The organism is Carnobacterium sp., from assembly GCF_040274945.1.
GTDB lineage: Bacteria > Bacillota > Bacilli > Lactobacillales > Carnobacteriaceae > Carnobacterium_B.
In genome coordinates this window covers 120,334-145,767 of record NZ_JBEMAR010000003.1, presented here as the reverse complement: position 1 = coordinate 145,767, position 25,434 = coordinate 120,334, and the positions used below count along the sequence as shown (strand labels likewise).

General features: G+C 37.9%; 22 protein-coding genes and 1 pseudogene. 16 read left to right on the top strand and 7 right to left on the bottom strand.

Annotated features, from left to right (window positions below; genetic code table 11):
* Positions 1-66: 66 nt before the first annotated feature.
* Together ABS916_RS04595 and ABS916_RS04590 are read left to right on the top strand one after the other, a co-directional pair.
* The gene (locus ABS916_RS04595) at positions 67-849 is read left to right on the top strand and encodes an undecaprenyl-diphosphate phosphatase (RefSeq protein ID WP_350450785.1); all 783 of its coding nucleotides are present in this window, start codon (positions 67-69) and stop codon (positions 847-849) included.
* Between the two features lie 437 nt (positions 850-1,286).
* Complete coding sequence (locus ABS916_RS04590) at positions 1,287-2,285, top strand: LCP family glycopolymer transferase (RefSeq protein ID WP_350450784.1); 999 nt, start codon at positions 1,287-1,289, stop codon at positions 2,283-2,285.
* A gap of 202 nt (positions 2,286-2,487) precedes the next feature.
* Here the strand turns inward: ABS916_RS04590 and ABS916_RS04585 are convergent, their stop codons facing one another.
* Positions 2,488-3,807 (bottom strand): hemolysin family protein, encoded by a 1,320-nt coding sequence (locus ABS916_RS04585; protein WP_350450783.1) that lies wholly within the window; start codon positions 3,805-3,807, stop codon positions 2,488-2,490.
* A gap of 558 nt (positions 3,808-4,365) precedes the next feature.
* On the opposite strand from ABS916_RS04585, the gene ABS916_RS04580 reads away from it, so the two are divergent.
* Positions 4,366-7,059, top strand: coding sequence for an HAD-IC family P-type ATPase (locus tag ABS916_RS04580; RefSeq protein WP_350450782.1), 2,694 nt, complete (start codon positions 4,366-4,368; stop codon positions 7,057-7,059).
* Positions 7,060-7,467: 408 nt separating this feature from the next.
* Here ABS916_RS04580 and ABS916_RS04575 read toward each other — a convergent pair whose 3' ends face one another.
* The 6 genes and pseudogenes from ABS916_RS04575 to ABS916_RS04550 all read right to left on the bottom strand — a co-directional run bounded on the left by ABS916_RS04575 (position 7,468) and on the right by ABS916_RS04550 (position 11,503).
* Positions 7,468-7,638 carry a hypothetical protein gene (locus ABS916_RS04575; protein WP_350450781.1) on the bottom strand — a complete coding sequence of 57 codons (171 nt, stop codon included), beginning with the start codon at positions 7,636-7,638 and terminating at the stop codon, positions 7,468-7,470.
* Between the two features lie 19 nt (positions 7,639-7,657).
* Positions 7,658-7,899: pseudogene (locus tag ABS916_RS04570) on the bottom strand (recombinase family protein).
* Entirely contained in the window at positions 7,872-8,006 is a 135-nt protein-coding gene (locus ABS916_RS04565) for a recombinase family protein (protein ID WP_350450780.1), read from the bottom strand. Before ABS916_RS04565 ends, ABS916_RS04570 begins: the two are co-directional and overlap by 28 nt.
* A 167-nt stretch (positions 8,007-8,173) precedes the next feature.
* Positions 8,174-9,658 carry a flotillin family protein gene (locus ABS916_RS04560; protein WP_350450779.1) on the bottom strand — a complete coding sequence of 495 codons (1,485 nt, stop codon included), beginning with the start codon at positions 9,656-9,658 and terminating at the stop codon, positions 8,174-8,176.
* A gap of 41 nt (positions 9,659-9,699) precedes the next feature.
* Complete coding sequence (locus ABS916_RS04555; protein ID WP_350450778.1) at positions 9,700-10,278, bottom strand: hypothetical protein; 579 nt, start codon at positions 10,276-10,278, stop codon at positions 9,700-9,702.
* A 295-nt stretch (positions 10,279-10,573) separates the two neighbouring features.
* A complete protein-coding gene (locus ABS916_RS04550) occupies positions 10,574-11,503 on the bottom strand; it encodes an FAD:protein FMN transferase (RefSeq protein ID WP_350450777.1) in 930 nt (309 codons plus the stop codon).
* 203 nt (positions 11,504-11,706) lie between these two features.
* Between ABS916_RS04550 and ABS916_RS04545 the strand changes: the two genes are divergently transcribed.
* The 13 genes from ABS916_RS04545 (at position 11,707) to purH (ending at position 25,409) form a co-directional block, all read left to right on the top strand.
* Positions 11,707-12,792, top strand: a complete 1,086-nt coding sequence (locus ABS916_RS04545) for an FMN-binding protein (RefSeq protein WP_350450776.1) — start codon at positions 11,707-11,709, stop codon at positions 12,790-12,792.
* 53 nt (positions 12,793-12,845) lie between these two features.
* Positions 12,846-13,226: a YbaN family protein gene (locus ABS916_RS04540; protein ID WP_350450775.1), complete on the top strand. Its 381-nt coding sequence runs from the start codon at positions 12,846-12,848 to the stop codon at positions 13,224-13,226.
* Between the two features lie 42 nt (positions 13,227-13,268).
* A complete protein-coding gene (locus ABS916_RS04535) occupies positions 13,269-14,762 on the top strand; it encodes an oxidoreductase (protein WP_350450774.1) in 1,494 nt (497 codons plus the stop codon).
* A gap of 255 nt (positions 14,763-15,017) precedes the next feature.
* Complete coding sequence (gene purE, locus ABS916_RS04530) at positions 15,018-15,506, top strand: 5-(carboxyamino)imidazole ribonucleotide mutase (RefSeq protein ID WP_034537879.1); 489 nt, start codon at positions 15,018-15,020, stop codon at positions 15,504-15,506.
* Positions 15,499-16,647: a 5-(carboxyamino)imidazole ribonucleotide synthase gene (purK, locus tag ABS916_RS04525; protein WP_350450773.1), complete on the top strand. Its 1,149-nt coding sequence runs from the start codon at positions 15,499-15,501 to the stop codon at positions 16,645-16,647. Before purE ends, purK begins: the two co-directional genes overlap by 8 nt.
* 180 nt (positions 16,648-16,827) lie before the next feature.
* Positions 16,828-17,538, top strand: a complete 711-nt coding sequence (gene purC, locus ABS916_RS04520) for a phosphoribosylaminoimidazolesuccinocarboxamide synthase (protein ID WP_350450772.1) — start codon at positions 16,828-16,830, stop codon at positions 17,536-17,538.
* An 86-nt stretch (positions 17,539-17,624) separates the two neighbouring features.
* The gene (gene purS, locus ABS916_RS04515; protein ID WP_034537873.1) at positions 17,625-17,876 is read left to right on the top strand and encodes a phosphoribosylformylglycinamidine synthase subunit PurS; all 252 of its coding nucleotides are present in this window, start codon (positions 17,625-17,627) and stop codon (positions 17,874-17,876) included.
* Positions 17,876-18,556 carry a phosphoribosylformylglycinamidine synthase subunit PurQ gene (gene purQ / locus ABS916_RS04510; RefSeq protein WP_023179482.1) on the top strand — a complete coding sequence of 227 codons (681 nt, stop codon included), beginning with the start codon at positions 17,876-17,878 and terminating at the stop codon, positions 18,554-18,556. Before purS ends, purQ begins: the two co-directional genes overlap by 1 nt.
* Positions 18,553-20,784 (top strand): phosphoribosylformylglycinamidine synthase subunit PurL, encoded by a 2,232-nt coding sequence (gene purL, locus ABS916_RS04505; protein WP_350450771.1) that lies wholly within the window; start codon positions 18,553-18,555, stop codon positions 20,782-20,784. Before purQ ends, purL begins: the two co-directional genes overlap by 4 nt.
* Positions 20,760-22,214, top strand: a complete 1,455-nt coding sequence (gene purF, locus ABS916_RS04500; RefSeq protein ID WP_350450770.1) for an amidophosphoribosyltransferase — start codon at positions 20,760-20,762, stop codon at positions 22,212-22,214. The genes purL and purF overlap by 25 nt, the downstream gene beginning before the upstream one ends.
* Positions 22,215-22,216: 2 nt before the next feature.
* Complete coding sequence (purM, locus tag ABS916_RS04495; protein WP_350450769.1) at positions 22,217-23,266, top strand: phosphoribosylformylglycinamidine cyclo-ligase; 1,050 nt, start codon at positions 22,217-22,219, stop codon at positions 23,264-23,266.
* Positions 23,263-23,847 carry a phosphoribosylglycinamide formyltransferase gene (purN, locus tag ABS916_RS04490; RefSeq protein WP_350450768.1) on the top strand — a complete coding sequence of 195 codons (585 nt, stop codon included), beginning with the start codon at positions 23,263-23,265 and terminating at the stop codon, positions 23,845-23,847. The genes purM and purN overlap by 4 nt, the downstream gene beginning before the upstream one ends.
* 20 nt (positions 23,848-23,867) lie before the next feature.
* Entirely contained in the window at positions 23,868-25,409 is a 1,542-nt protein-coding gene (purH, locus tag ABS916_RS04485) for a bifunctional phosphoribosylaminoimidazolecarboxamide formyltransferase/IMP cyclohydrolase (RefSeq protein WP_187948733.1), read from the top strand.
* Positions 25,410-25,434 lie beyond the last annotated feature (25 nt).

Below are 25,434 nucleotides of genomic sequence, written 5' to 3'. Positions count from 1 at the left end.
GCTAACAATTGAAGCAATGATAAGGAGATGTGTATAGAAGTTTTGGATATTATATTGATAATAAAAATGATAATTATTGGGTTGGTTCAAGGATTTACAGAACCAATTCCTGTGTCATCTAGTGGACATGTAATGATTGCTAGCGAAATATTAGGACTAGGTGAACAGGGATTTACATTTGCTATACTAACCAATACAGCTTCGTTAGTTGCTATTGTTTTTATTTATAGGAAGGACATTTTAAGACTTGCAACAAATTCAATTCATTATTTGAAAACGAAAAATGCTCGCTATAAGAGTGACTTTTTCTTTGTTTTATTTATTATTATTGGGAGCATTCCGGCAGGTGTTCTCGGATTATTATTAAAGGACTATATAGCAGACAATGTTAGTATGATAGTAATAGCTTTAATGCTATTTGCGACAGGTACTGCTTTATGGTTGATTCGAAATATAAAGGGTAATAAAAGCGAGAGTGATATTACTATAAAGGATGCTTTAATAGTAGGATTAGGACAAGCTGTAGCCTTGACTCCGGGAATTAGTCGTTCTGGAGCAACCATTATTTCAGCTATTGCTGTAGGAATGAAACAAGATACCGCACTTCGATTTTCATTTATGCTATATATTCCTGTAAGTCTCGGAGGAGTGATATTAGGTTTTTCTGATTTTTTAAATGAACCAAATAAAACCGACTTAGCCATTCCGTATTTAGCTGCATTTATTGCAGCTCTTGTAATGTCCTATTTTGCTATGAAGTGGTTTATGGGAATTATGAAAAAAGGGAAATTAGTTTATTTTTCCTATTATTGTTTTATTTTAGGTATCTTACTTCTAATTTTCTTTTAAGACAATAATGCTTTAAACGATATTGATATTTCCTATTAAATATTAAATAAGAGGAAATATAAGAATCAACGTTATCTGTAAAGAAGTACATTCAATAAGTCTATTGAATGTACTTCTTTACTTTATAAGATACGTAAAAATATTTTTTATGGAAAACCATAGGAAAATTTAAGGAAATTTTGATATTCTATTAAAGCAACAGAATATCATTAGATATCTACAATAAGTAGATTTTTATGAATGCCGTTTTTGACTTTAGTGAAGTATTTAAGAATTTGGATAGAGCTCGTTGAGAAAGTGTTCAAGGAATTGGAGGAGTAAGTTAAGATAATAAAAAATTTGTACCATTTGCTCAGTAAAAATTAGCTTTATAGATCTTTCTTTAGCCGAAAGTACATTTTAAGTAGAAACTATTATAAACAAAAGGGAGAAGTTCTATGCCAAATAAACGTTCTGAAAAACAAACAAACAAACGGAGTCATAAAGTAAGAGTGCTTCTAATTTTAGCACTTGTACTACTAGTTACAGGTGGATTATTTGGTTGGAAAGTGTACATAGATGTTCGTAATGCTTCGGATACTGTTTTTAAAAATATTGAAACAGAAAATAAACGTTCTAAACCTATTGACGTCAAAGTAGAGGATCACCCTTTTTCTATGCTGCTGTTAGGAACAGATAGTGGGGATTTAGGTCGAACTGAAAAGGGCCGTTCGGATACTGTCATGTTATTAACAGTTAATAAACGAAAAGAAAAAATGACTATTTTAAGTATCCCTCGTGATACATACACTGAAATTATTGGACATGGAACAAAAGATAAAATTAATCATGCCTATGCTTTTGGCGGAGTACAGATGTCAATCAATACAGTACAAAACTTATTAAATATTCCAATTGATTACTATGTTGAAATTAATATGAAAGGATTGCAGGAATTAGCAGACGCACTTGGAGGAGTTACTATCACCCCACCATTAACTTTTATACAAGATGGACATGAATTTAGTAATGGAGAACCAACTAAAATGAGTGGTGAAAAAACTTTAGCATATACACGTATGCGTTATGAAGATCCTCAAGGAGACTATGGTAGACAAGCTAGGCAGAGGCAAGTACTTGACGCATCCATTAAGAAAGCTAGTTCCTTTTCTTCTATCTTAAAGTACCGTGAGTTATTAAATACGTTAGAAAACAATATGAAGACAAATTTAACGTTTGAAAACATGGTAGATATCTTTAATGACTATAGTTCAGCTGCCGCAAATATTGAGCAAATACAATTAAGCGGTACAGGAGAAAAGATGAATGATATTTATTATGAAATGGTAACTGATGAAGAAGTAAATCGAGTTTCTAATTTGCTTCGTGAGCAATTGGAATTAGATAATAATGATGAAGAAAATAACTCAGAGGTTATAGAGAGTTCTATTAATTAGGTTTTGACTAAAATGTTTTCTTGAAAAGTATTAGGTTTGTGGAAACTTATTTACACTTTATAATAAGAAAGATACAATGTCATGTATTCAATTACAAATAATAAAAAAAGTCTTCAATACACTAAAACGCGTATTGAAGACTTTTTTCTATTAGAAAATATAGTCAACAAATAAATCAGAGAATTAAATTTATTCTTTTACTTTATTTGTTGTGATCCGTTAAACGATCGACGTACAAGTTTAGTAAACGAGTACCCTCAACCTTATGGGCAGTCAAACGATAATCACCATATTCAATAGTAGCTTGCTCATTAGGACGTGGAATATTACCATGTTGTGTAATAAAATACCCAGCAATTGAATCGACATCATTTGATTGAATCGTTGTATTAAAATATTCGTTAAATTTTGATAATTGAGTGGCTCCATCTACTAAATAACGGTTATCAGGTAACTCTTCTATTAAGTTATAGGTTTCATCATACTCATCGTCGATATCTCCAACGATTTCTTCAAGTAAGTCCTCTAAGGTGACGATACCTACAACACCTCCGTATTCATCACTCAGTATAGCTATTTGATTATGTGTTTTCTTTAAATTATACAACAAGTCATCCATGAAGATCGTTTCCGGAACATAAAGTGGTTCATTCAAGATTGTTTTTAAATCAATTTCATCTAAACTTGTTTCTCTAGAAGCTTTTAACAAACTTTTCACGTGTAAAATACCGATAATAGTATCTTTCTCAGCCTCATATAACGGGACACGTGAATGGTTACAATTTAATAATAAAGGAATGTTTAGTTCATTACCGTCTTCATAATCGATCATAAAAACATCTGTACGAGGAACCATGATCTCTCTGGCCATTTTAGTATCCATTGATAAAACACCGCGTAGCATTGAAAACTCCGTCAGGTCAATTGCACCTTCTTTTTGGCTATTCACTAAGTAGGCACGAAATTCATCGCGAGTCATTTTTTCTTCGCTTTCAGTGAAATCAATGGGTGTTATCTTTTTAAGTAAACTAGTTGAAAAAGATAATAAGGCTACAAAGGGTTTCGTCACCTTTTGAACAATAAGAATTGTACCAGCTGTGAAACCAGCTACGGCTTCTGATCGTTGCAAAGCAACTTGTTTCGGGTAAAGTTCACCAAATACTAGTGTGAAATACGATAGAATAATCGTTACTATTATTGTAGCAATCTGTTGCCCACCCGGAACGTTACTGAGAATTGGTTCCAAACGTGTAGCAAAACTAGTAGCAGCAGAGGCACTAGCAAAAAAACCTGCTAAAGTTATAGCTACTTGAATAGTGGCTAAGAAATTATCTGAGTGAGCTAATAACTTTAGAATATTTAATGCTTTTTTATCACCAGTTGCAGCTTTCTCTTTTACTTTGTTTTGATCTAAAGATACAAATGCGATTTCTGAAGCTGCAAAAAAAGCATTTATAGCAGTCAACACAACTATAATCATAATCTGTGCTAGTAATGACTGACTATCGGGGTCTGAATTCATTTTTATCATTATCTCCTTTATTTCTTTTTTTTATGAAACATAATATACCATATTCGAAGTAGGTAAACAACAGACTCTTTTGCACTTAATTTATTTAGTGAAATCTATCTAAATAAATAGCAGTCCACGTATATATGATATCGTCAAACTGAAAAACAGGTATTTTATATTTATAAATTTTGTAAAATCTTTTTATGAGTATATAAAAGTAAGAAATAAGTTAAGATAATAGATTATTTCATTAGACCAAAGGCGATTATTTAGAAGGTAACATGATTAAACAGAGTAAATAATTATTTGAAAAATTTTATAATATAATTAAACGGATGCTATTTACTGCTCTGTATGGAGTAATTGACAATGGAGAACTAGTGTGTTAGCTTTGGTATAATAAATAAAAAAAGGGGGTGTTTTTTTAATGTCAGATGATGACGAGGGTGATTTGTACAGTTTTTTTTTATACTTCTTATATTCAAATAGAGTAGCTAAGTACGTCATCAAAAGATGAGGTGCTATTTTTGCGTACACTTAATGAGAATAAGGGAGAGAATATAAAAAATGAAAACAGATATAAAAAATTATCAAAAAACAGTTGAAAATTTATCTAAAAATTATACACAAGAGGACTTTGAAAATGGACTAAGCCACACAGAAGCAAAGAATCGTTTTGAGTTAGATGGACCAAATCAATTGGCCACTGAAACAACACCTAAATGGAAACTTTTTGTTCGACAATTCAATAATATGATTATATATATTTTAATTTTTGCTGCTTTGTTAACGATATTAATGGGACACTTGTCAGATGCGTTTATAATTGGCCTGGTAGTCATCATTAACGCCTTGATTGGTTACTATCAAGAAGTAAATGCCTCAGATGCATTAGAAAAAATAAAAAGTATGCTATCGACCCAAGCGACCGTTTACCGTGAAGGGCAAAGATTAGACATTCCTGCAGAAGAGTTAGTAGTAGGCGATGTTGTCTTTTTAGAAGCAGGGGACAGCGTACCAGCAGATTTACGGATTGTAGATACAGATAACTTACGCATTCAAGAATCTGCTCTTACAGGAGAAGCAGATTCAGTAGAGAAGACAATCCAGGCACTAACAGCTACTGATGTTGCATTAGCAGAACAAACAAACACAGCCTTTGCTTCAACATCTGTGACAAACGGAAGTGGGTTAGGTGTTGTAGTCGCAACGGCTGAACAAACAGAAATTGGAAAAATATCAATAGAAGTTAAAGGAGTAAAAGAAAGAAAAACCCCTTTAATGCGAGAAATAGATGGGCTAGGAAAAGGGGTATCTTATGTTGTGATTGGTGCAGCAATCATCCTTTTTATCATTGGTATTCTTTTAGAAACCCATGCTTTGTCAGTTCTTTCTTTAGCAGTGGTAACAATGATTGTAGGTTCAATACCTGAAGGACTTCCAGCGACTACTTCTGTAATTTTAGCCATGGGTGTGAGTGACATGGCTAAAAAGAAACATACTATTGTAAAATCGCTACCTGCGGTAGAAACGTTAGGGTCGGTTGATATTATTGCAACAGACAAAACTGGAACTTTAACAAAAAATGAAATGACGGTTAAAGATATTTACATTGATACCCATCATTATGAAGTAACGGGTGATGGGTATAATCCTAAAGGAGAAATAACAGAATTTAGAAAACACGTTGAGCTAAATAAAAAATTAACACTTTTTTTAGATGCAGGATATGAAGCTAATGATACAACACTTATAAAAGAAGGGAATAATTGGTCATTGAATGGGGAGCCGACAGATGGGTCATTCTTGACGTTGTATCATAAAGTATATGAATATGAGAAGAAAAATAAGTATGAAGAACTAGATATGATTCCTTTTGACTCCGATTATCGTTATATGGCAAAGTTGGTTCTAGATACAGAGACTGCACAAAAGATACTTTTTATTAAAGGATCACCTGATAAGTTGTTTCCAATGGCAACTACCTATGATTCGCTATTCAATCAAGTTGAATGGAATTCAAGAGTTGAAGAACTTTCTCTTCAAGGAAAACGAGTAGTCGCTGTTGGGTACCGATTGATTCCAGATGGGGTAGATGAGATTACTCATGATTCGTTATCTTCGGGTATAACTTTCCTAGGCTTAGCTGGTATTATTGATCCGCCACGTGAAGAAGTTATTGGCTCTTTAAGAGAGATGCGAAAAGCAGGTGTTGAAGTCAAGATGATTACTGGAGACCATCCGCTTACTGCTAAAACAATTGGTGAAAAGTTAGGATTGGCCGATAACATTAGCGTCATTACGGGTCCAAAATGGGATAAGATGTCAGAAGAGGAACAAAAGAAAGCTGCTCTAAAATATCAAGTTTTTGCTAGAACTACTCCTAAAAATAAGTTAGAGATTATTTCTGCGCTTCAAGCAAATGATAAGATAACTGCCATGACAGGGGATGGTGTAAACGATGCTCCAGCCTTGAAAAAGGCTGATATTGGTGTTGCGATGGGAATCAAAGGTACTGACGTAGCCAAAGATTCTGCTGACATGATTTTAGCAGACGATAACTTTGCAACTATGTCTGTTGCTATTAAAGAAGGGCGTCGTATTTATGATAATATCAAAAAGAGTATACTCTTTTTGCTGCCAACTTCATTTGCTGAAGGGTTGATCATTGCGATTACGATTTTAATGCAACGAGATATGCCACTTCAAGCTACGCAACTACTTTGGATCAATATGGTATCTGCAATTACGATTCAATTTGCGTTTATTTTTGAACCTGCTGAAGAGGGTATTATGAATAGACCACCTAGAAAAACGGGTAGAGGACTTATGAACAAACAAGATATTTTCCAAATGACATATGTTTCTATTTTAATGGCGATCGTGAGTATTATTTCTTATGAATGGTTGATGTATATGGGAGCTGATCAAGTAACCGCCAGTACGATGATGGTTAACATTATCGTATTTAGTAAAATTTTCTATCTTTTTAGTATCCGAACTTCAAAACTTGCTTTTTCTCGTTCGTTTTTCACGAATCCTAAAGCATTCCTAATTATTGGAATCATGCTAGTCCTACAATTAATTTTAACTTACGTACCTTTTATGCAGGAAGCATTCCATACTTCAGCTATGACGAGTAAAGAGTGGGGATTATCATTATTATGTGGGATTACGGTATTGATTGTAGTGGAATTCAATAAATTTATTCGACTGTCCATTCAAAAGGGTTACAATCAAAAAGTAAGCATGCAAAAATAAATAAAGTTATAGTTAATAAGAATACTATTCTAAAATTATTGTTAATAATGTAAAAAAAACTTTGAGATACTATAGTATCTCAAAGTTTTTTTGATGTTTACTTACTGTATTTTGATAGTACAATATAGTTTTCCTGACATAAGAGATACAATTATGGAAGTTTTCCTAAAGCACAATTAACTTTTTTCTTCAGCATGATCTTAAGAGGCTATAATCGATATCTTTATTTGCTTGTATAGTTATACCTGATGTTTAACTCTTGCTAATTCAATATAATTCATAGGGTATTTTTCGGTTCCAAACTGTATATATATATATTCCAAATCAACTAGAATAAAATTAAGTCTATTTATTTTTGTTCAGTCTCTTCAATTATAGAAGTTAAAATTTGTTTGGAGTCTCTTTCTTTTAACTTTCGATATAATAATCCTTGAGAATATCAGTGATTCGTATAATGTTTTTAATCGAATAATGTCCCGAATCATATAAACGTAAAGCATCTTTCACCTTTTGTTTGTCCATTATCGGTCTGCCAAGCTTCACTCCACGTGCTTTAGCGGATACTAAGCCTTCATTCACTCACTGTACCACCTTTAAGTCACACTCCAACTGAGCAAATCACAGCCATCATCTGAAACATGGCCTGATTGGTTGGAGTAGAGGTATCTAAATTCTCTTTTAACGAAATGACTTCTATACCTGCTCTTTTAGTTCTTTAACTGTAGATAAAATATCTAGAATTTTTCTCCCCAGCCGATTAATGGATCCAATGATGACCGTATATCTTGATCGAAGGGTATTAAATAAGCTATCTAGACCCGCTCTTTTTTCTGTGTACATGTAAGTTTCTCTGGTATGAGTTTATCATATCTAACTTTTTCCAATGCGTCTAATTGACGATAGAGTTCTTGGTTATCTGTCGATACTCGAGCATAACCAATCCGCATAATTCAACCTCTTTAAAAAATTCTTTCTATTCTATCTTGATTGTAAATCAAGCATTTAACGAAAGGTTCTTCATTGAGATTGTTTTTGGAACCCCTTTGATCTAATTAAAATACACGAGGTGGAATCGAACCACCATAAGGCTCCAGCCGTGCATTGATGCAGGTGTTTAAATGATTTTTTGTGCATCGTCTGTGGTGATGGGTTCTTCAGCCACGACTGCTGTTTGAGCGAATGTTTCGTTCAAATTGCTGATTTGACGACCCACATTCTTTGTTCCCGCAAATGAACTGATTAAATTATTGATGTCTAATCCTGTTGCATCTTTAAATGCTTCTTGAGAAGCTGCCAGTGTGTTTAAGGCTGTTTTGGTAATGGCTGATGTGCCATTTCCGTTTCCGCTGTCTACAACCGTAATTTTGTCAATGTTACTCAATGGTTCAGCAGCAGCACGAACAATTGCAGGGTAAGCTTCGATCAGTAAGGTTGCAATAGCTTCATCACCGTATTCTTTCAAGGCTTCCGCCCATGCTGTCTTACTGTCTGCTTCAGCTTGACCGATTAAACGAATACTTTCGGCTTGAGCCATACCGTTTAATTCGATTTCTTTGGCTCTCGCTTCAGATTCAGCAATGGCTTTGTTTTTATCGGCTTCCGCACGTTGTTCAACAGAGTAACGTTCAGCATCAGCTTTCTTACGGACAGTTGCATCGTATTCGCGTTCTTGCTTAATGGTTTCTTTTTCTTGCAATTCGATTTGTTTTTCACGTTCAATAATTTGAGCGTTACCCTCTTCAATGATAACTTGTTTTCTTAATTCAGCTTTCTTTAAGTCATACGCACTTTCAGCTTCGGCTTTAGCGATATTTTGTTCTCTTCCGTATTCAGATACACGTAGACTTTTTACTTTTTCAGCTTGCGCAATCTCTGTTTGGCGTTGCAATTCCGCTTCTTGAGACAGTTGTTCAGCTAATGCTCGTTGAATGCGTGTTTCTTTATCTGCATTTGCTGTTTTAATATCCGCATCTCGTTTCACTTCAGCAATACGACCTTGGCCCAATGAGTCTAGGTAACCGTTTCTGTCCGTTACTTCTTTTACTGTAAAAGATAAAATAACCAATCCCATTTTAGCTAAATCGCCAGATGCTTCATCTTGAACGTTTTGGTTGAATTTATCACGATTTTGATAAATATCTTCAACAGTCATGCGACCTAAAATTGAACGCAAATGTCCTTCTAGAACTTCTTTCGCTTCGCTTTCTAATTGTTCCGTTGATTTACCAAGGTATTGTTCAGCGGCTGTTGCGATATCTTCTGATGTAGATCCAATTTTAATAATAACGGTTCCGTCAACTGCGACTGGAACACCTTCCTCGGTATACACTTCTGGTGTACGAACGTCTAGTTTAGATGACAGCAATGACAACTTATGAACGGATTGAATGATTGGCCAAACGAATGTCCCGCCTCCGCTAACGATTTTCATTTTATTGCCCGTATTTGGGTCTACATACACGTTCTTACTGCCTAATGCTGTACCACTGATAATTAACGCTTCTGCTGGAGAAGCTGTACGGTAACGACTAACTAATGCGACTAATAAAATGACTGCGATGACAACTGCGCCAACGGTTCCAAATAATGCTGAATCCATGTGTACATTCCTACTTTCTCGTATCTATTTTGATGGTGGGATTATTTTTTTGGTTTCTTATTCCATGTCGGCGTTGGTTTGCCAATGGCTTTAATGCTGTTTGTATAGGGAAGGACATAAAGAATGTTGTTGCTAACATCCATGATCAATACATTTTCATTTTTTGGAATTACGGTTATGTTGTCAGTATTGTCATAGATTTTAGCCATTTTATTCACTCGTGTAAAACCAGTAGAGACGATGACTTCGCCTGTTCCATTGAGTGTGATTGGAATAGATACTGTCGCTTCTTTGCCTTCTAACTCATGGATGGACGTAATAGTTGAATTTTCTGCACGGCTCTTAAAGGGCAGGATAACGAGAATATTCATGAGCATAATGACAACCATTACGGCAAGAAAGACACCCACAAACAACCAAATAGACACTGTTGCAAGGTTGGTCACTAGAACCCCATATGTAATGAAAAAAGCAATCATTCCTGTGACAAAGAAATCGCTGATGTCGTAAAAACCGACACTGATGATATCTTTTAGTGGTAATGTCAAAATAGCTAATGCGATGCAGCCTGCAAAAGCAAATTGTAAGTACAGTGGGTCTTCTAAGATTGTAGTGAGCACTTCATTTTCACCTCCTTTCAGTGATGAGTTATCGTATGATACCTATTGAAGAAAACTCGAAAATAGGAATCGATAGCCGTTTTTTAACTTTTACCGTAACCAGATAACCGACCTACTAATATAAATAATACCATACTGTATTTGGAGTGTACGGAATACTTTATAATAAAGACAAGCTTTTATCTGTTTTTAGTTATTAAATTAAGTTAGACAATTCCTACAAGTTGGTATACCTCAAAAAGACTTTGAGTCCCGCTCAAGAAACTGAACGGTTTAGTTTGATCTTTATCGCTTTTTAAAATAAAACAACATACGGTGTGATACCATGTGTCATGTGTACATCGTTGTCTTTTGTGATAACAAGAGCTTCTATGCCAGGGATGGTGTCGATATATTGGATGGCCAAAGTGGGACTGAACATAAATAAAAGGGTAGTCCATATTTCTCCGTCAATAGATTCATCCGAAATGATGGTTACGCTGGCCACGTCATTTTCAATTGGATAACCTGTTGTGGAATCAAGAACGTGGTGGTAGTCTTTTCCTTTTACCTTAAGCGACCGTTCATAAATGCCAGATGTTACCACTGACTTGTTTTTTACCAATACAGCGCCCACTAAATCTCCACGAACCAGTGAAGGCTTTTGAATCCCTACACGCCAATAGCCATCTTCGTATTTTGGATTTTCCCCAATCGTCAGCACATTTCCACCCAAATCCACTAAACCACTTTGTACGCCTTCATGTTGAAAAAACTTTTTGAGTTTATCGGCAAAATATCCCTTTGCTAAGGCGCCAAGATCGATTTCCATGCCTTTTTTTGTTAAGTATACCGTTCTTTTATCCGTATCCAATTCAATGTCAGTTGGGTCAATTAGCTTTAACCGTTCGTCAATTTCTTTTGGTTTAGGCAAACGCGCTTCTGTAAAACCAATTTTCCATAGTTTAACGAGTGGTCCTATTGTGATGTTTAGAGCAAGATTAGAGGACAAACTATAGTTCTTGCCGATTTGAATTAATTCATATAAATCTGAATCGACATGAACAGGCTGTAATCCTGCTTGTTGGTTCACGGTCATTAAATCACTGTTAAAATTGTTTGCGCTGAATCGTGCTTCGTAATCTGCCAGTATGTGGCTAGCTTTTTCTAATAGTTTTTCTGCTTCCGGATGCACAATGGAAAGGCTGATTTGTGTCCCCATTCGATTAATAATCTTCTGTTTCATTTTTTTCACCCACCTAACGATATAGTTGAGAAGTCCATACGATGTATATGTTTGCATTTTAACATACTCTAAAAATTATGTGAGATTTTTTCTAAAACAATTAAAAAAATTGATTTAAATCAATTTTTTTAATTATTTTTCTACTTATACTAACAATGTAAAAACAAATTGTGAAATGAATAACAATATTGAGGAGGTTCATTATGAATAATCTTAAACCAGGAACGTACAAAGGAAGAGCAACGGGGTACCATGATTATATTACGGTGGATGTAAAAGTAGATGAGGGAAAAATAGTAGAAATCGATTACTCTGAAAATGAGACACCTAATAAAGGCGGGATAGCCGTAGCGAAAATGGTAGAAGAAATCATTAAACGACAATCAGTAGAAGTTGATACAATTTCTGGCGCGACATATGCTTCAGAAGGAACTTTGCGGGCTGTGGACTATGCGTTAGGAGTTGCACGGGGCGAACGTGCTCCAATTGATGGTGAATTTAATGAAGAGACAGGAAAGATTGAACACCATTTCACATCTGGAACTTACAGTGGAAACGGAGATGGGTATAAAGGTGACATTAATCTGAATGTAACAGTAAGTGAAAATAAGATTGAAAAAATTGACTACCAAGGAAAAGAGACTCCTGATATCGGTGGTAAAGCGATGGAAGACATTATTGCAAAGATTTTACGCAGTCAATCTTCTCAAGTTGATACAATCTCGGGTGCAACTTTTTCTTCACGCGGAGCACAAGAAGCATTGGATTATGCTTTAGGTGTAGCTAGAGGTGAGATTGATCCGGAAGCTGAACCAAAGTTAGAAGACTTAGAACCGCGTATCCAGTTTAAAGGAGGATCCCTAACCATTGAACAAATTGAAGCTGTTTTGAATGCGCTACCAGTTGAAATTACGTTTGTTGGGCCGGATTTACGCTTTCAATATTTCAATGAAGATCATCATGAGTTTCACCGTTCCCAAGCGAGTTTAGGAAGCCACTTTATTGATTGTCATCCGCCTCATGTGCGCGAATTTGTTGGGAAATTAGCTGGAGAACTGGCAGATGGGACACGCAAGAGCGAAACGCATTGGTTCACACGAAAAGATGACGGTCGTAAAATTTTCATTTCTTATGTTCCTGTTTTTAATCGCAGAGGTGAAAGTATTGGGTTCATGGAATACGTCCAAAATGGAACGCCCTTTATTGAGACAATCGATGAACCGACCCGCCGTGGTGAATTTAGTAATCCAGCTGAACCGAATCCGTTTGCCCGCGAAAAATGGAATTGAAATAATCGGGATAAATTCACATATAGCTTAGTTGAAGAAAAGGAATGATGCAGATGAAACGCCATTTTTTAATTAGTGTTGGGATTCTTTCTTTTCTTTTGGGTTCAGCAGGTGCAATTTTACCCGTGCTGCCAACCACACCTTTTTTATTGTTATCTGGCTACTGTTTTGCACACAGTTCCAACAAGTTTAATGATTGGCTAAAAAAGACTAAATTGTATCATCTATACGTATCAGATTACGCTGAAACGAAATCTATTCCTAAAAATAAAAAATGGAAAATACTCGTTAATAGTTATATTCTGATGGGCATTTCAATATATTTTGCGCCGTTTCAACTAGTTAAAGTCATGCTAGTGTTTTTGACCATTGGTTTAACGATAGCACTAGTATTCGTTATTCCAAATCGTAAAGATCAACTTAAAAATGAATGAAGAAAAAATACATACATTAAATTGCTGGAAAGGACTACCAACATGTTAAAAAAACTATTTGAGGAAATGGAACTTAAATCGGGAGTACTATTAAAAAATCGTATCATGATGGCACCAATGACGATTCAAGCAGCCTATTTTGATGGAACGGTCACACAAGAAATGATTGATTATTATGCCCATCGTTCTGGAGAAGCTGGCGCAATTATTGTGGAGAGTTCATTTGTGGAAGATAAAGGTCGAGGATTTGCCGGGGCTTTAGGGAACAATAAAGATTCTCAAGTGAAAGAATTGCGTAAACTAGCTCGTGCGATTAAAGAAAAAGGATCTAAAGCTATTTTACAAATTTATCATGCCGGACGGATGGCTGCTCCAGAACTCAATGGTGGAGCTGCGCCAATCTCAGCTAGTCCTGTGGCAGCATTGAGACCGGAAGCTGTTACACCGCGACAAATGATGCCAGTGGATATTGATAGAATGATTCAAAGTTTTGCAGATGCTACCAGACGCGCGATTGAAGCTGGATTTGATGGAGTTGAAATTCATGGTGCCAATACATACTTGATTCAACAATTTTTCTCTCCTCATTCTAACCGCCGTGAAGACAAATGGGGCGGCAGCCGAGAAGCACGCGCTAAATTTCCGGAAGCCGTGATGAAAGCTGTGCAAGAAGAAGTCAAGAAACAGCAAGCAGAACATTTCATTGTAGGTTACCGATTCTCTCCGGAAGAAATTGAAGAACCAGGGATTCGATTTGAAGATACGATGTACTTATTGAACCGCTTAGCTAAATTAAAGCCGGATTACTTCCATGTTTCAATGGGCAGTTGGAACCGAACATCAATCATAGATAAAGAAGACAGTCAGCCACTACTAGAGAAGTATATCGAGCAACAATCGGAAGAGTTAGCTCAAATTGCTCTTATCGGTGTAGGGGGAATTGGTCAACGCAGCGATGCGGAAGCTGCACTTGAAGCGGGCTATGATCTAGTTGCGGTCGGGAAAGCCTTTTTGGTCGAACCGAATTGGGTTGAAAAAACAAAATCTGATGAAGAAATCAAAGACTTTGCAGACATCAACGAACAAGATCGGTTACAGATCCCTGAACCTTTATGGGACGTGATGGATTTCATGATTAAAGATGTGAAAGCAGAAGAAGAAAAATATGAATATTTGAAAGAATTGCAAAATACAAAAATTACTTTCAATCCTGGAACCTATGAAGCTTCTGTTGAAGGTCATGATGGGAGTGGTATCCTGATGAAAGTAACCTTCTCGGATACTAAAATTTTGGCAATAGAATTGGACGGCCAAGAGCAGCCAGATGCCGTTGCAACTTCCGTTTTCAAGCGGTTACCGGAGGAAATAATCAGCGGGCAAACGTTGCAAGTGGATGTTATCTCAGGAGCAACGATGACCTCAAAAAGCCTAATTGATGGAGTGGCAGATGCAGTGGAAAAAGCAAATGGGAATTCTGAAGCTTTACGTGTCCGTTCAAAAGATGCCGTTCAGTGGGAAAGCACAGTAGTGGGATAAAGATACTCATTGAGTTAACCAAAAAAGTTAAGGGATGCTGTAAGCAGACCTTAACTTTTTTCATATTCTGATAGAACTAAAAATGTGAACGCTAAAAAAATACGTATAATCTAGCAAAAGTAACTATAAAAGCCGTTTCAATGAACGTTAACAGCTTTAATAACGAACGAAAAACGATTATATTTATTAAATGTTTGTAAAATAATGGTGGGTTATGCTATATTGAACGTGAGAAAATAGAGTGGAGGAAAATGAATGAATGCCATTGTCTCCGTTGTTATGGGAAGCACTTCGGATTGGGAAACGATGAAAGACTGCTGTGCGATTTTGGATGAATTTGATGTAGCGTATGAAAAAAAGGTGGTATCAGCCCATCGGACACCCGATTTGATGTTTAGTTTTGCGGAACAAGCAAGGGAATTGGGAATAAAAATAATCATTGCAGGAGCTGGAGGTGCAGCTCATTTACCGGGCATGATTGCAGCGAAAACCACGTTGCCAGTCATAGGCGTACCGATACAAACTCGAGCACTTAATGGAATGGATTCATTATTGTCTATTGTACAAATGCCGGCGGGTGTACCTGTTGCTACTGTGGCGATTGGAAAAGCAGGAGCTGCGAATGCAGGACTGCTTGCGGTTCAGATTCTTTCTATTGAAGATGAAAAATTGGCAAAAAAATTGGAAGTAAGACGTGATCGGCTTAAAAAAAGTGTAATAGAAAGTAGTGAAAATCTTGTATAAAACACTTAAACCAAGAGATACTATTGGAATTATTGGAGGCGGACAATTAGGAAAGATGATGGCTCAATCAGCAAAAAAGATGGGGTTTACTGTTGGAATCTTGGATCCTAATCAAAATTGTCCAGCAGCTCAAGTGTCTGATTGGAACATCTGTGCCGATTATGCAGACAAAAAAGCTTTGCGTGAGTTTGCGAGAAGAGCAACTGTCTTAACGTTTGAATTTGAGAATATTGATGCAGAAGCATTACAAGAGATGGAAGAGTTGGTAGCTATCCCGCAAGGTAGCGAAGTAGTAGCTATTACGCAAGACCGAATCAAAGAAAAACGGTTTTTAGAGTCTAGTGGGGTTTCGATTGCACCCTTTGAGGTTGTGGAAACAATAGACCAACTGAATACTGCCGTTGAAAAAATTGGCTATCCTTGCGTCTTGAAAACCACACGTTTTGGATACGATGGCAAAGGGCAAGTTGTCTTGAAATCAGAAGCGGATAAAGGAGCAACAGAAGCGCTGATTGCTGCTAATAGCTGTATTCTCGAAGCTTGGGTACCTTTTTCGAAAGAATTATCGGTCATGATTGTTCGCAACCAAAAAGGAGAAACGACCATTTTTCCTGTTTCTGAGAATATCCATATCGCTAATATTTTACATGAATCCATTGTACCCGCTCGGATTTCTCCAGAAGTGAGCGAAAAAGCGGTAGAAGCCGCTCAACAGATTGCTGATGCGTTGCAATTGATTGGAACGTTAGGAATCGAATTGTTTTTGACAAAAGACGATGTCATCTTCGTCAATGAACTGGCACCTCGTCCGCATAATTCAGGACATTACACGATTGAAGCAATGTCTCTTTCGCAGTTTGATGCACATATCCGAGCGGTAGCTGGGCTGACGATGCCAAAAGCACGCTTGCTTTCGAGTGTCGTTATGGTCAATATTCTTGGGCAACATATGGAAGGGAGTTTAGCGTTCCGTGATAAAAAAGCGGAATGGTCGTTTCATTACTATGGGAAAGAAGACTTACATACAAACAGAAAAGTCGGACACGTCACGATCTTGACAAACGATGTAGAAGAAACCTTGATAGAAATAGAGAATACCGGGATTTGGAATGAATCATACAGAAAATTAAATCTGAATTAACCTAGAAAGACTGGAGCTATTGTTCCGGTCTTTTTTCGATGAAATAAGATAGGTTTCGTTCGTTTATCATTTGAAAAAATAGTGGATATTCCATTGACAATCAAAAGTTGAGTGCTACAATTAAAACGAATGATTAAACGGTATGGTAAATTAATGTTCGTAAATAGAAAGGAAGAGATAATGGAAAGGAAAGAATTGCTCTATACTGGGAAAGCTAAAAAGATGTATGCGACAAATCAAAAAAACGTTCTTTTAGCAGAGTATTTAAACCAAGTAACTTCGTTAAATGGTGCTAAAAAAGAAAATGTTGAAGGGAAAGGAGAACTGAACAACCAAATAACGGGCTTGATATTCACGTACTTAGCTGAAAAAGGCTTTTCAAGTCATTATATCCAAGAAGTGTCAAAAACCGAACAATTAATAAGTAAAGTTGAAATGATTCCTTTAGAAGTCGTTGTCCGTAACACGTCGGCCGGCAGTTTTACAAAACGATTTGGTATGGAGGAAGGAATCGATTTGCCTTTTCCGATTCTTGAGTTTTATTACAAAAATGATAAGCTGGATGATCCATTTATCAATGACTCGCACGTTAAAATGCTAAATGTTGCGAAAGACGAAGAACTGAGCGAAATAAAAAAACAAGCCTTAGAGATCAATGCTGCCTTAGTGGAAATGTTCAAAAAAATCGCTATTCGCTTAATTGATTTTAAAATTGAATTTGGAAAAACGGCGGATGGGAAAATCATCCTCGCTGATGAAATCTCTCCAGATACTTGTCGTTTGTGGGATATAAATACGAAAGAACATTTGGACAAAGATCTTTATCGCCGTGATATAGGAGATATCATTCCTGTTTACGCAGAAGTATTGAAGCGGCTGAACAACATCTGAATAAACGAATTATCCTTTCATCTAGATACAGACTAATGAAAAATCAACCACTATAAATCAAAAGAGAAAAGTGAGGCGTTTCAATCGTGTATAAGGTAACCGTTTATGTCACTTATAAAGACTCCGTTCTAGATCCGCAAGGGGAAGCAGTCAAGGGTGCGGTTCATCGCATGGGATATGAGTCAATCGAAAATATTCGTATTGGAAAATATTTTGAAATCCAAGTTTCTAAAGATGAAAAGGATATCGAGCACGTAATTGAAGAAATCTGTGACAAACTTTTAGCAAATGTAGTAATGGAAACATACCGGTATGATATTCAGGAGGTTGGAATGTAATGAAATTTGCCATCATTGTTTTTCCTGGATCCAATTGCGACTTAGACATGTATACAGCTGTAAAAGATAGTCTTGGGGAAGACGCGGAATATGTTCAGCACTATGAAAACAGCTTGCAAGGGTTCGATGCAGTATTACTCCCAGGAGGATTCTCTTACGGCGATTACTTACGTACGGGGTCTATTGCCCGATTTTCCACTATTATGGCTGAAGTGATTCGATTTGCTGAAGAGGGAAAACCTGTTTTTGGAGCGTGTAATGGATTTCAAATTTTGACAGAAGCGGGTTTATTACCGGGAGCATTACGGCGCAATGAATCACTGAAATTCATCTCTAAGCAGCAAAATCTAAAAGTAGAAAACGTACATACATCATTTACATCAGGCTACGGACATGGAGAAATCATTACTGTACCTGTCGCACACGGTGAGGGGAATTACTATTGTGATAAAGAAACGTTACAGCAATTGAAGGACAACAATCAAATTGTTTTTACGTATGCGAATGATAATCCAAACGGAAGCATCGAAAATATAGCGGGCATTATCAATAAGCAAGGAAATGTATTGGGTATGATGCCTCATCCTGAACGAGCTGTTGAAGCATTACTGGGTTCAGATGATGGATTAAAATTATTCCAGTCTATGTATAAAAATTATCAGAAGGAGCTGTGCCAATGATGGTTTTTTTGGAACCAACACCCGAACAAGTAAAAGAGTTGGAAGTCTATCGTGAATGGGGGTTGACTGACGAAGAGTACGCAATCATCAGTGAAGATATCTTGCACCGTTTACCAAACTACACCGAGACGGGTCTGTTCTCTGTTATGTGGAGTGAACATTGCTCTTATAAAAACTCAAAATCGATTCTGCGGAAATTTCCTACTTCAGGGACACAAGTGTTGCAAGGACCGGGTGAAGGTGCGGGTATTGTTGACATTGGTGATGGTCAAGCGGTGGTTTTTAAGGTGGAAAGCCATAATCACCCATCTGCGGTTGAGCCATACGAAGGAGCAGCGACTGGTGTTGGAGGTATTATTCGCGATATTTTTAGTATGGGAGCTCGTCCAATCGCGATTCTTGACTCTTTGCGTTTCGGTGAGCTAGACAACGAACGCACAAAATATATTTTCGAAGAAGTTGTAGCTGGAGTTAGTGGTTACGGTAATTGTATCGGTATTCCAACGGTTGGTGGGGAAACTGTTTTTGATCCTTGTTACAAAGGCAATCCTTTGGTGAATGTCATGTGTGTCGGCTTGATCGACCAAAAAGATATTCAAAAAGGGCAAGCTAAAGGGACAGGGAACACAATCATGTATGTAGGCGCAAAAACGGGGCGTGATGGTATTCATGGAGCGACGTTTGCTTCTGTTGAATTCAAAGAGGAAGAAGAAGCGCAACGTTCTGCTGTCCAAGTAGGAGATCCGTTTATGGAAAAACTATTGATGGAAGCTTGTCTAGAATGTATTTATGATTATTCTGATGCATTGATTGGAATCCAGGATATGGGAGCGGCAGGGCTTGTTTCATCAAGTGCTGAAATGGCTTCAAAAGCGGGTAGTGGATTGATTTTAAATTTGGATGATGTCCCACAACGCGAAACACATATGACCCCTTATGAAATCATGCTTTCTGAATCGCAAGAGCGGATGTTGTTGTGTATCAAGAAAGGTGAAGAACAACGGATTATTGAGTTATTTGAAAAATATGAATTAGAGGCTGTTACTATCGGGAAAGTCACAGATGATGGGTTGTATCGTCTCTTTCATGATGGAAAAGAAGTTGCTAATGTACCAGTTGATGCTTTAGCAGAGGATGCACCAGAATACCTTAAACCGATGCAAGAGCCTGAGCGCATCGCGCTATTTGCTGCAATGGCTGACTATCAGCCAACCTTTACGTCTGCTGCAGAAACACTGGTTAAGTTGTTGCAACAACCAACGCTTGCTTCAAAGAAAAACATTTACCAAACCTATGATTCGATGGTCCGTACGAGCACAGTTGTGGGACCAGGAAGTGATGCCGCCGTTATTCGCATACGTGGAACTGAAAAAGCAATCGCGATGACGACGGATTGTAATAGTCGTTACATCTATTTAAATCCTGAGATTGGTGGACAGATGGCAGTATCAGAGGCTGCTCGTAATATTGTGGCTAGTGGAGGAAGACCATTGGCGATCACAGATTGTCTGAACTACGGAAATCCTGACAAACCTGAAATTTTCTGGGAATTGAGCACTTCTGCAGATGGCATATCAGAAGCCTGTCGTTTATTGAATACCCCAGTGATCTCGGGTAATGTATCGCTCTACAATGAAATGGATGGCGAAGCTATTTATCCGACACCGTTGATTGGCATGGTCGGTCTGATCGAAGATAGCAAACACATCACAACCCAAGCATTCAAAAATGCCAATGATCGAATTTTCATCATTGGCGACACAAAAGCGGATTTTAATGGTTCCGAATTACAAAAATTAGAATTGGGAAAAATCGAAGGGAAACTAATGGACTTCGACTTGACGACCGAAAAAGAGAACCAAGACATTGTTTTGAAAGCCATCCAAGCTGGACTGATTGAAAGTGCACACGATTTATCAGAAGGTGGATTGGCTGTCGGTTTGATGGAGAGCGTATTCGATACGGCATTGGGATTCGATGTAACAGTTGCGATGGATAAAACATGGTTATTTAGTGAAACGCAATCGCGATTTATTTTAACAGTGAAACCTGAAAATGTCCTTGCATTCAAAGCGCTAGTCAAGTCGACTGCAACAGAGATTGGGACAGTGGAAAATAATGGATTCGCAAAAATAGCTACTGAAAACGAAACAATTGCTTTATCCATAAAAGAAGTAGAAATGAAATGGCAGGAGGCTATCCCATGTTTGCTGAAACAAAAAGCTTAAATGAAGAGTGTGGGGTGTTTGGCATTTGGGGTGATCCAAGTGCTAGCCAACTGACTTATTTTGGATTGCATAGTTTGCAGCATCGCGGACAAGAAGGTGCTGGAATCGTTTCTTGTGATAATGGGAAACTATTGGTTCATCGCAATCTGGGGTTGATTAGTGAAGTCTTCAAAAATGGAGACGATCTTAAACGATTGTCAGGAGATCGTGCTATCGGACACGTACGCTATTCCACATCTGGACAGAATAGCATCGAAAACGTACAGCCTTTCTTGTACCATTTCTACGATTTAGATATCGCTATCTGTCACAATGGAAACTTGGTGAATGCCAAGAGCTTGCGACGTAATCTGGAAGAAGATGGAGCGATCTTTCATTCGACATCAGATACGGAAGTGTTAATCCATCTCATTAGACGTAGTCAGAAAGACACGTTGATCAATAAAATAAAGGAAAGTCTGAACCTTGTTAAAGGTGGGTTTACTTATGTTCTTATGACGGAGGAAAAAATGTTCGGTGCTGTTGATGCGAACTCTTTACGCCCACTCGTGATTGGACGATTGCCAAATGGTGCCTATGTGATGGCAAGTGAAACATGTGCGATAGATACCATTGGTGCAGAGTTTGTCCGTAATGTTAACGCTGGAGAGTTGGCAATTATTGATCGCAATGGCCTAACGATTGAAAAATACACAGAGGATACCAGTATTTCCATTGCGGCAATGGAATATATCTATTTTGCTCGACCAGATTCAAACATAGCCGGTGTGAATGTACATACGGCTCGCAAAAGAATGGGAAAACGGTTGGCACTAGAATCCCCTATGGTGAATGCGGATATCGTTATTGGTGTTCCTAACTCGTCATTATCCGCAGCTAGCGGTTTTGCTGAAGAGAGTGGAATCCCCTATGAAATGGGTCTGATTAAGAATCAATATGTAGGTCGCACATTTATCCAACCGACACAAGAACTGCGCGAATTGGGTGCGAAAATGAAGTTATCTGCCGTAAAAGGAGTCGTGCAAGGGAAAATTGTTGTCATGGTAGATGACTCGATCGTCCGAGGTACAACAAGTAAACGAATTGTCACATTATTGAAAGAAGCCGGAGCGAAAGAGGTCCATGTTCGCATCGCTTCTCCTCCCTTGATGTATCCAAGTTTTTACGGAATCGACATTAGCAAATCTGCTGAACTGATTGCTGCAAGAATGACAGTTCCTGAAATGTGTGAGTCTATCGGAGCAGACAGTTTGTCATTTCTCAGCCAAGAAGGCTTAATTGATTCAATTGGATTGAAATTTGATAGTCCTTACTCAGGTTTATGCATGGACAGTTTTAATGGGGATTATCCAGCAGGACTGTATGACTACGAAGAGGACTACCTAAAGAATATGACCGAAATTCAAAAAGAAAATCTTAGGGGAGGGTAATAATGGGAAATGCCTATGCGAAAGCGGGTGTCGATGTCACAGCGGGTTATGAAGCAGTCGAACGCATCAAAAAACATGTCAAACGTACCAAACGGCCGGGTGTTTTTGGTGAAATCGGTGGATTCGGCGGTCATTTTGATCTTGGTGAACTCAACTATAAAAAGCCCATTCTTATATCTGGGACAGATGGCGTTGGTACAAAACTACTGTTGGCCATTGAATCTGGAAAATGGGACACAATTGGAATCGATTGTGTCGCGATGTGTGTCAATGATGTTGTGGCACAAGGAGCAGAACCCCTTTATTTCTTAGATTACATTGCGGTCGGGAAAAACCATCCTGAAGAAATCGAGCAAATTGTAGCTGGTGTGGCAGAAGGGTGTGTCCAATCAGGAGCGGCTTTAATTGGCGGTGAAACAGCTGAAATGCCGGATATGTATGATCCGGAAGATTTTGATTTGGCTGGATTTACGGTTGGTATTGCTGAAAAAGATGCTTTATTGTCTGCTACGTTAGTCAAAGAAGGGGACATGTTGATTGGGTTACCTTCAACGGGAATCCATTCAAATGGTTATTCGTTAGTACGAAAAATTTTCTTTAAAGATCATGCGTATACATTAATGGATAAAATACCAGAATTAGGTGATCAAGAGTTGGGCGATGTTTTATTGACGCCAACAAAAATTTACGTTAATGCTTTACTGCCACTGATAAAAAAACAGTTGCTTCATAGTGCTGCACATATCACAGGGGGCGGATTTGTTGAAAATATTCCACGGATGCTTCCTGAAAACGTACAAGCTCACATTCAGTTAGGGAGCTGGCCAGTGTTGCCAATTTTTCAAACGATGCAAACAATCGGTAAAATACCAGAAGGTGACATGTATGAAATATTCAACATGGGAATCGGCATGGTTCTTTCTGTTGCTCCTGAAAAAGTACCTGAAGTATTGGCCGTTCTTTTAGAGAACAACGAAAAAGGCTATGTGATTGGTTCGGTAATTTCAAAGGAATCAGAGGAAAAGGTCATTTTGAAAGAGAAGCAACTATGAGAATAGCTGTATTTGCTTCAGGAAATGGTTCTAATTTCCAAGCGATAGCAGAGGCAATCGCCTCCAAACAAGTCGATGCAACCCTTTGCTTCCTGTTTTGCGACAATCCGAAAGCCTCTGTCATAGAGCGTGCAAAAAAAATGGGTATCCCTTTTACAGTCTTCAGTCCGAAAAACTATGAGAATCGAGCAGCCTATGAGTCAGAACTATTGAAACAGCTTGAACTAAACGCGGTGGATTTAATTGTATTGGCAGGATACATGAGAATTATTGGGCCGACATTGCTAACGGCGTATGCAAATCGTATCTTGAATATCCATCCTTCTTTATTGCCATATTATCCTGGTAAAAGCAGCATTCAAGACGCATTTGAAGCAAACGAAAAGGAAACTGGTGTGACGGTGCACGTTGTTGATGCAGGGGTAGACACTGGACCCATTATCGCACAAGAGAAGGTGGCTATTTTACCTGAAGATACACTAGACTCTCTGGAGACCAGAATACATCAAGTAGAGCACCGTCTTTTTCCGCAGGTCATTCAAAAAGTGATTGAAAATAAAACCATTAAAAAGAGTGAATAAAAATTGAGGAGTGGCGTAGAGTGACAAGAGCATTGATTAGCGTTTCAGATAAGGCAGGTATTGTACCATTCGCACAAGCATTAGTGGCAAAAGGCATCGAAATTATTTCAACTGGTGGAACCAAAAAGGCATTAGAAGATGCAGGTGTCCCGACCGTTTCTGTCGAAGACGTGACTGGATTTCCAGAAATGATGGATGGTCGTGTCAAAACCTTGCATCCACTTATTCATGGTGGTTTATTGGGGAGACGTGATCTACCTGAACACATGTCGGCAATGGAAAAACACAACATCATACCGATTGATTTTGTGGTGGTAAACCTTTACCCATTTAAAGAAACGATCAGCAAAAAGGATGTTACTTTAGAAGAAGCCATTGAAAATATTGATATTGGCGGCCCTAGTATGTTGCGTAGTGCGGCTAAGAATTATGCAAGTGTGACCGTTTTAACGGATCCAGCTGATTATAGTAAAGTCCTCGATGAGCTGGAAGAAAAAGGAGCAACAACGATTAAAACACGTCAAGCTTTAGCTGCAAAAGTCTTTCGTCACACCGCAAGTTATGATGCCTTGATTGCGCAATATTTGACCACTAGTGTTGGTGAAGAAGAACCTGAAAAATTAACGTTGACCTATGATTTGAAACAAAAACTACGCTATGGTGAAAATGGACATCAAGTCGCTACTTTCTATCAAGAGTCGCTTGTTGTCCCATTCTCGATTGCAAATGCTCGTCAATTACATGGAAAAGAATTATCGTACAATAACATTAAAGACGCAGACGCTGCTATTCGTATCATACGTGAATTTGATGAACCGGCAGTGGTTGCTGTCAAACATATGAACCCATGTGGAGTGGGCATTGCTGAAACGATTGAAGAGGCTTTTGATCGCTGTTACGCAGCGGATCCAGTCTCAATCTTTGGAGGAATCGTAGTTGCCAACCGCCAATTGGATAATGTGACAGCAGAAAAACTGAACAGTATGTTCTTAGAAATCGTTCTTGCGCCAAGTTATACAAAAGAAGCGTTAGATACGCTATCGAAGAAAAAAAATATCCGTATCATGACTTTGGATTTCTCAACTGCAAAAGTAGGCGGCAAAGAAGTTGTTTCTGTATTGGGTGGTATATTGGAACAAACACAAGATATGAGTACTGAAGATACAGTGGTAAATTGGGAAGTACTGACGGACCGTAAACCGACCGAAGACGAAATGAAAGCTATGGATTTTGCATGGAGAATAGTTAAGCATGTAAAGAGCAATGCTATCGTGCTGGCAACTAGCAAACAGACCGTGGGAATTGGGGCCGGTCAAATGAACCGAATCGGAGCTGTTAAGATCGCAATTGAGCAGGCTAAAGCGAGTAACGCTATAGAAGGTGCTGTACTGGCTAGTGATGCTTTCTTTCCTATGAACGATAGTGTGGAATATGCCGCAAAACATGGCATCAAAGCAATCATTCAACCAGGAGGAAGCATTAAAGACAAAGAGTCTATTGAAATGGCAAATAAATACGGAATGACCATGCTGAAAACTGGTGTACGTCATTTTAGACATTAAGAAATAGACTAGAATGCAACACAGT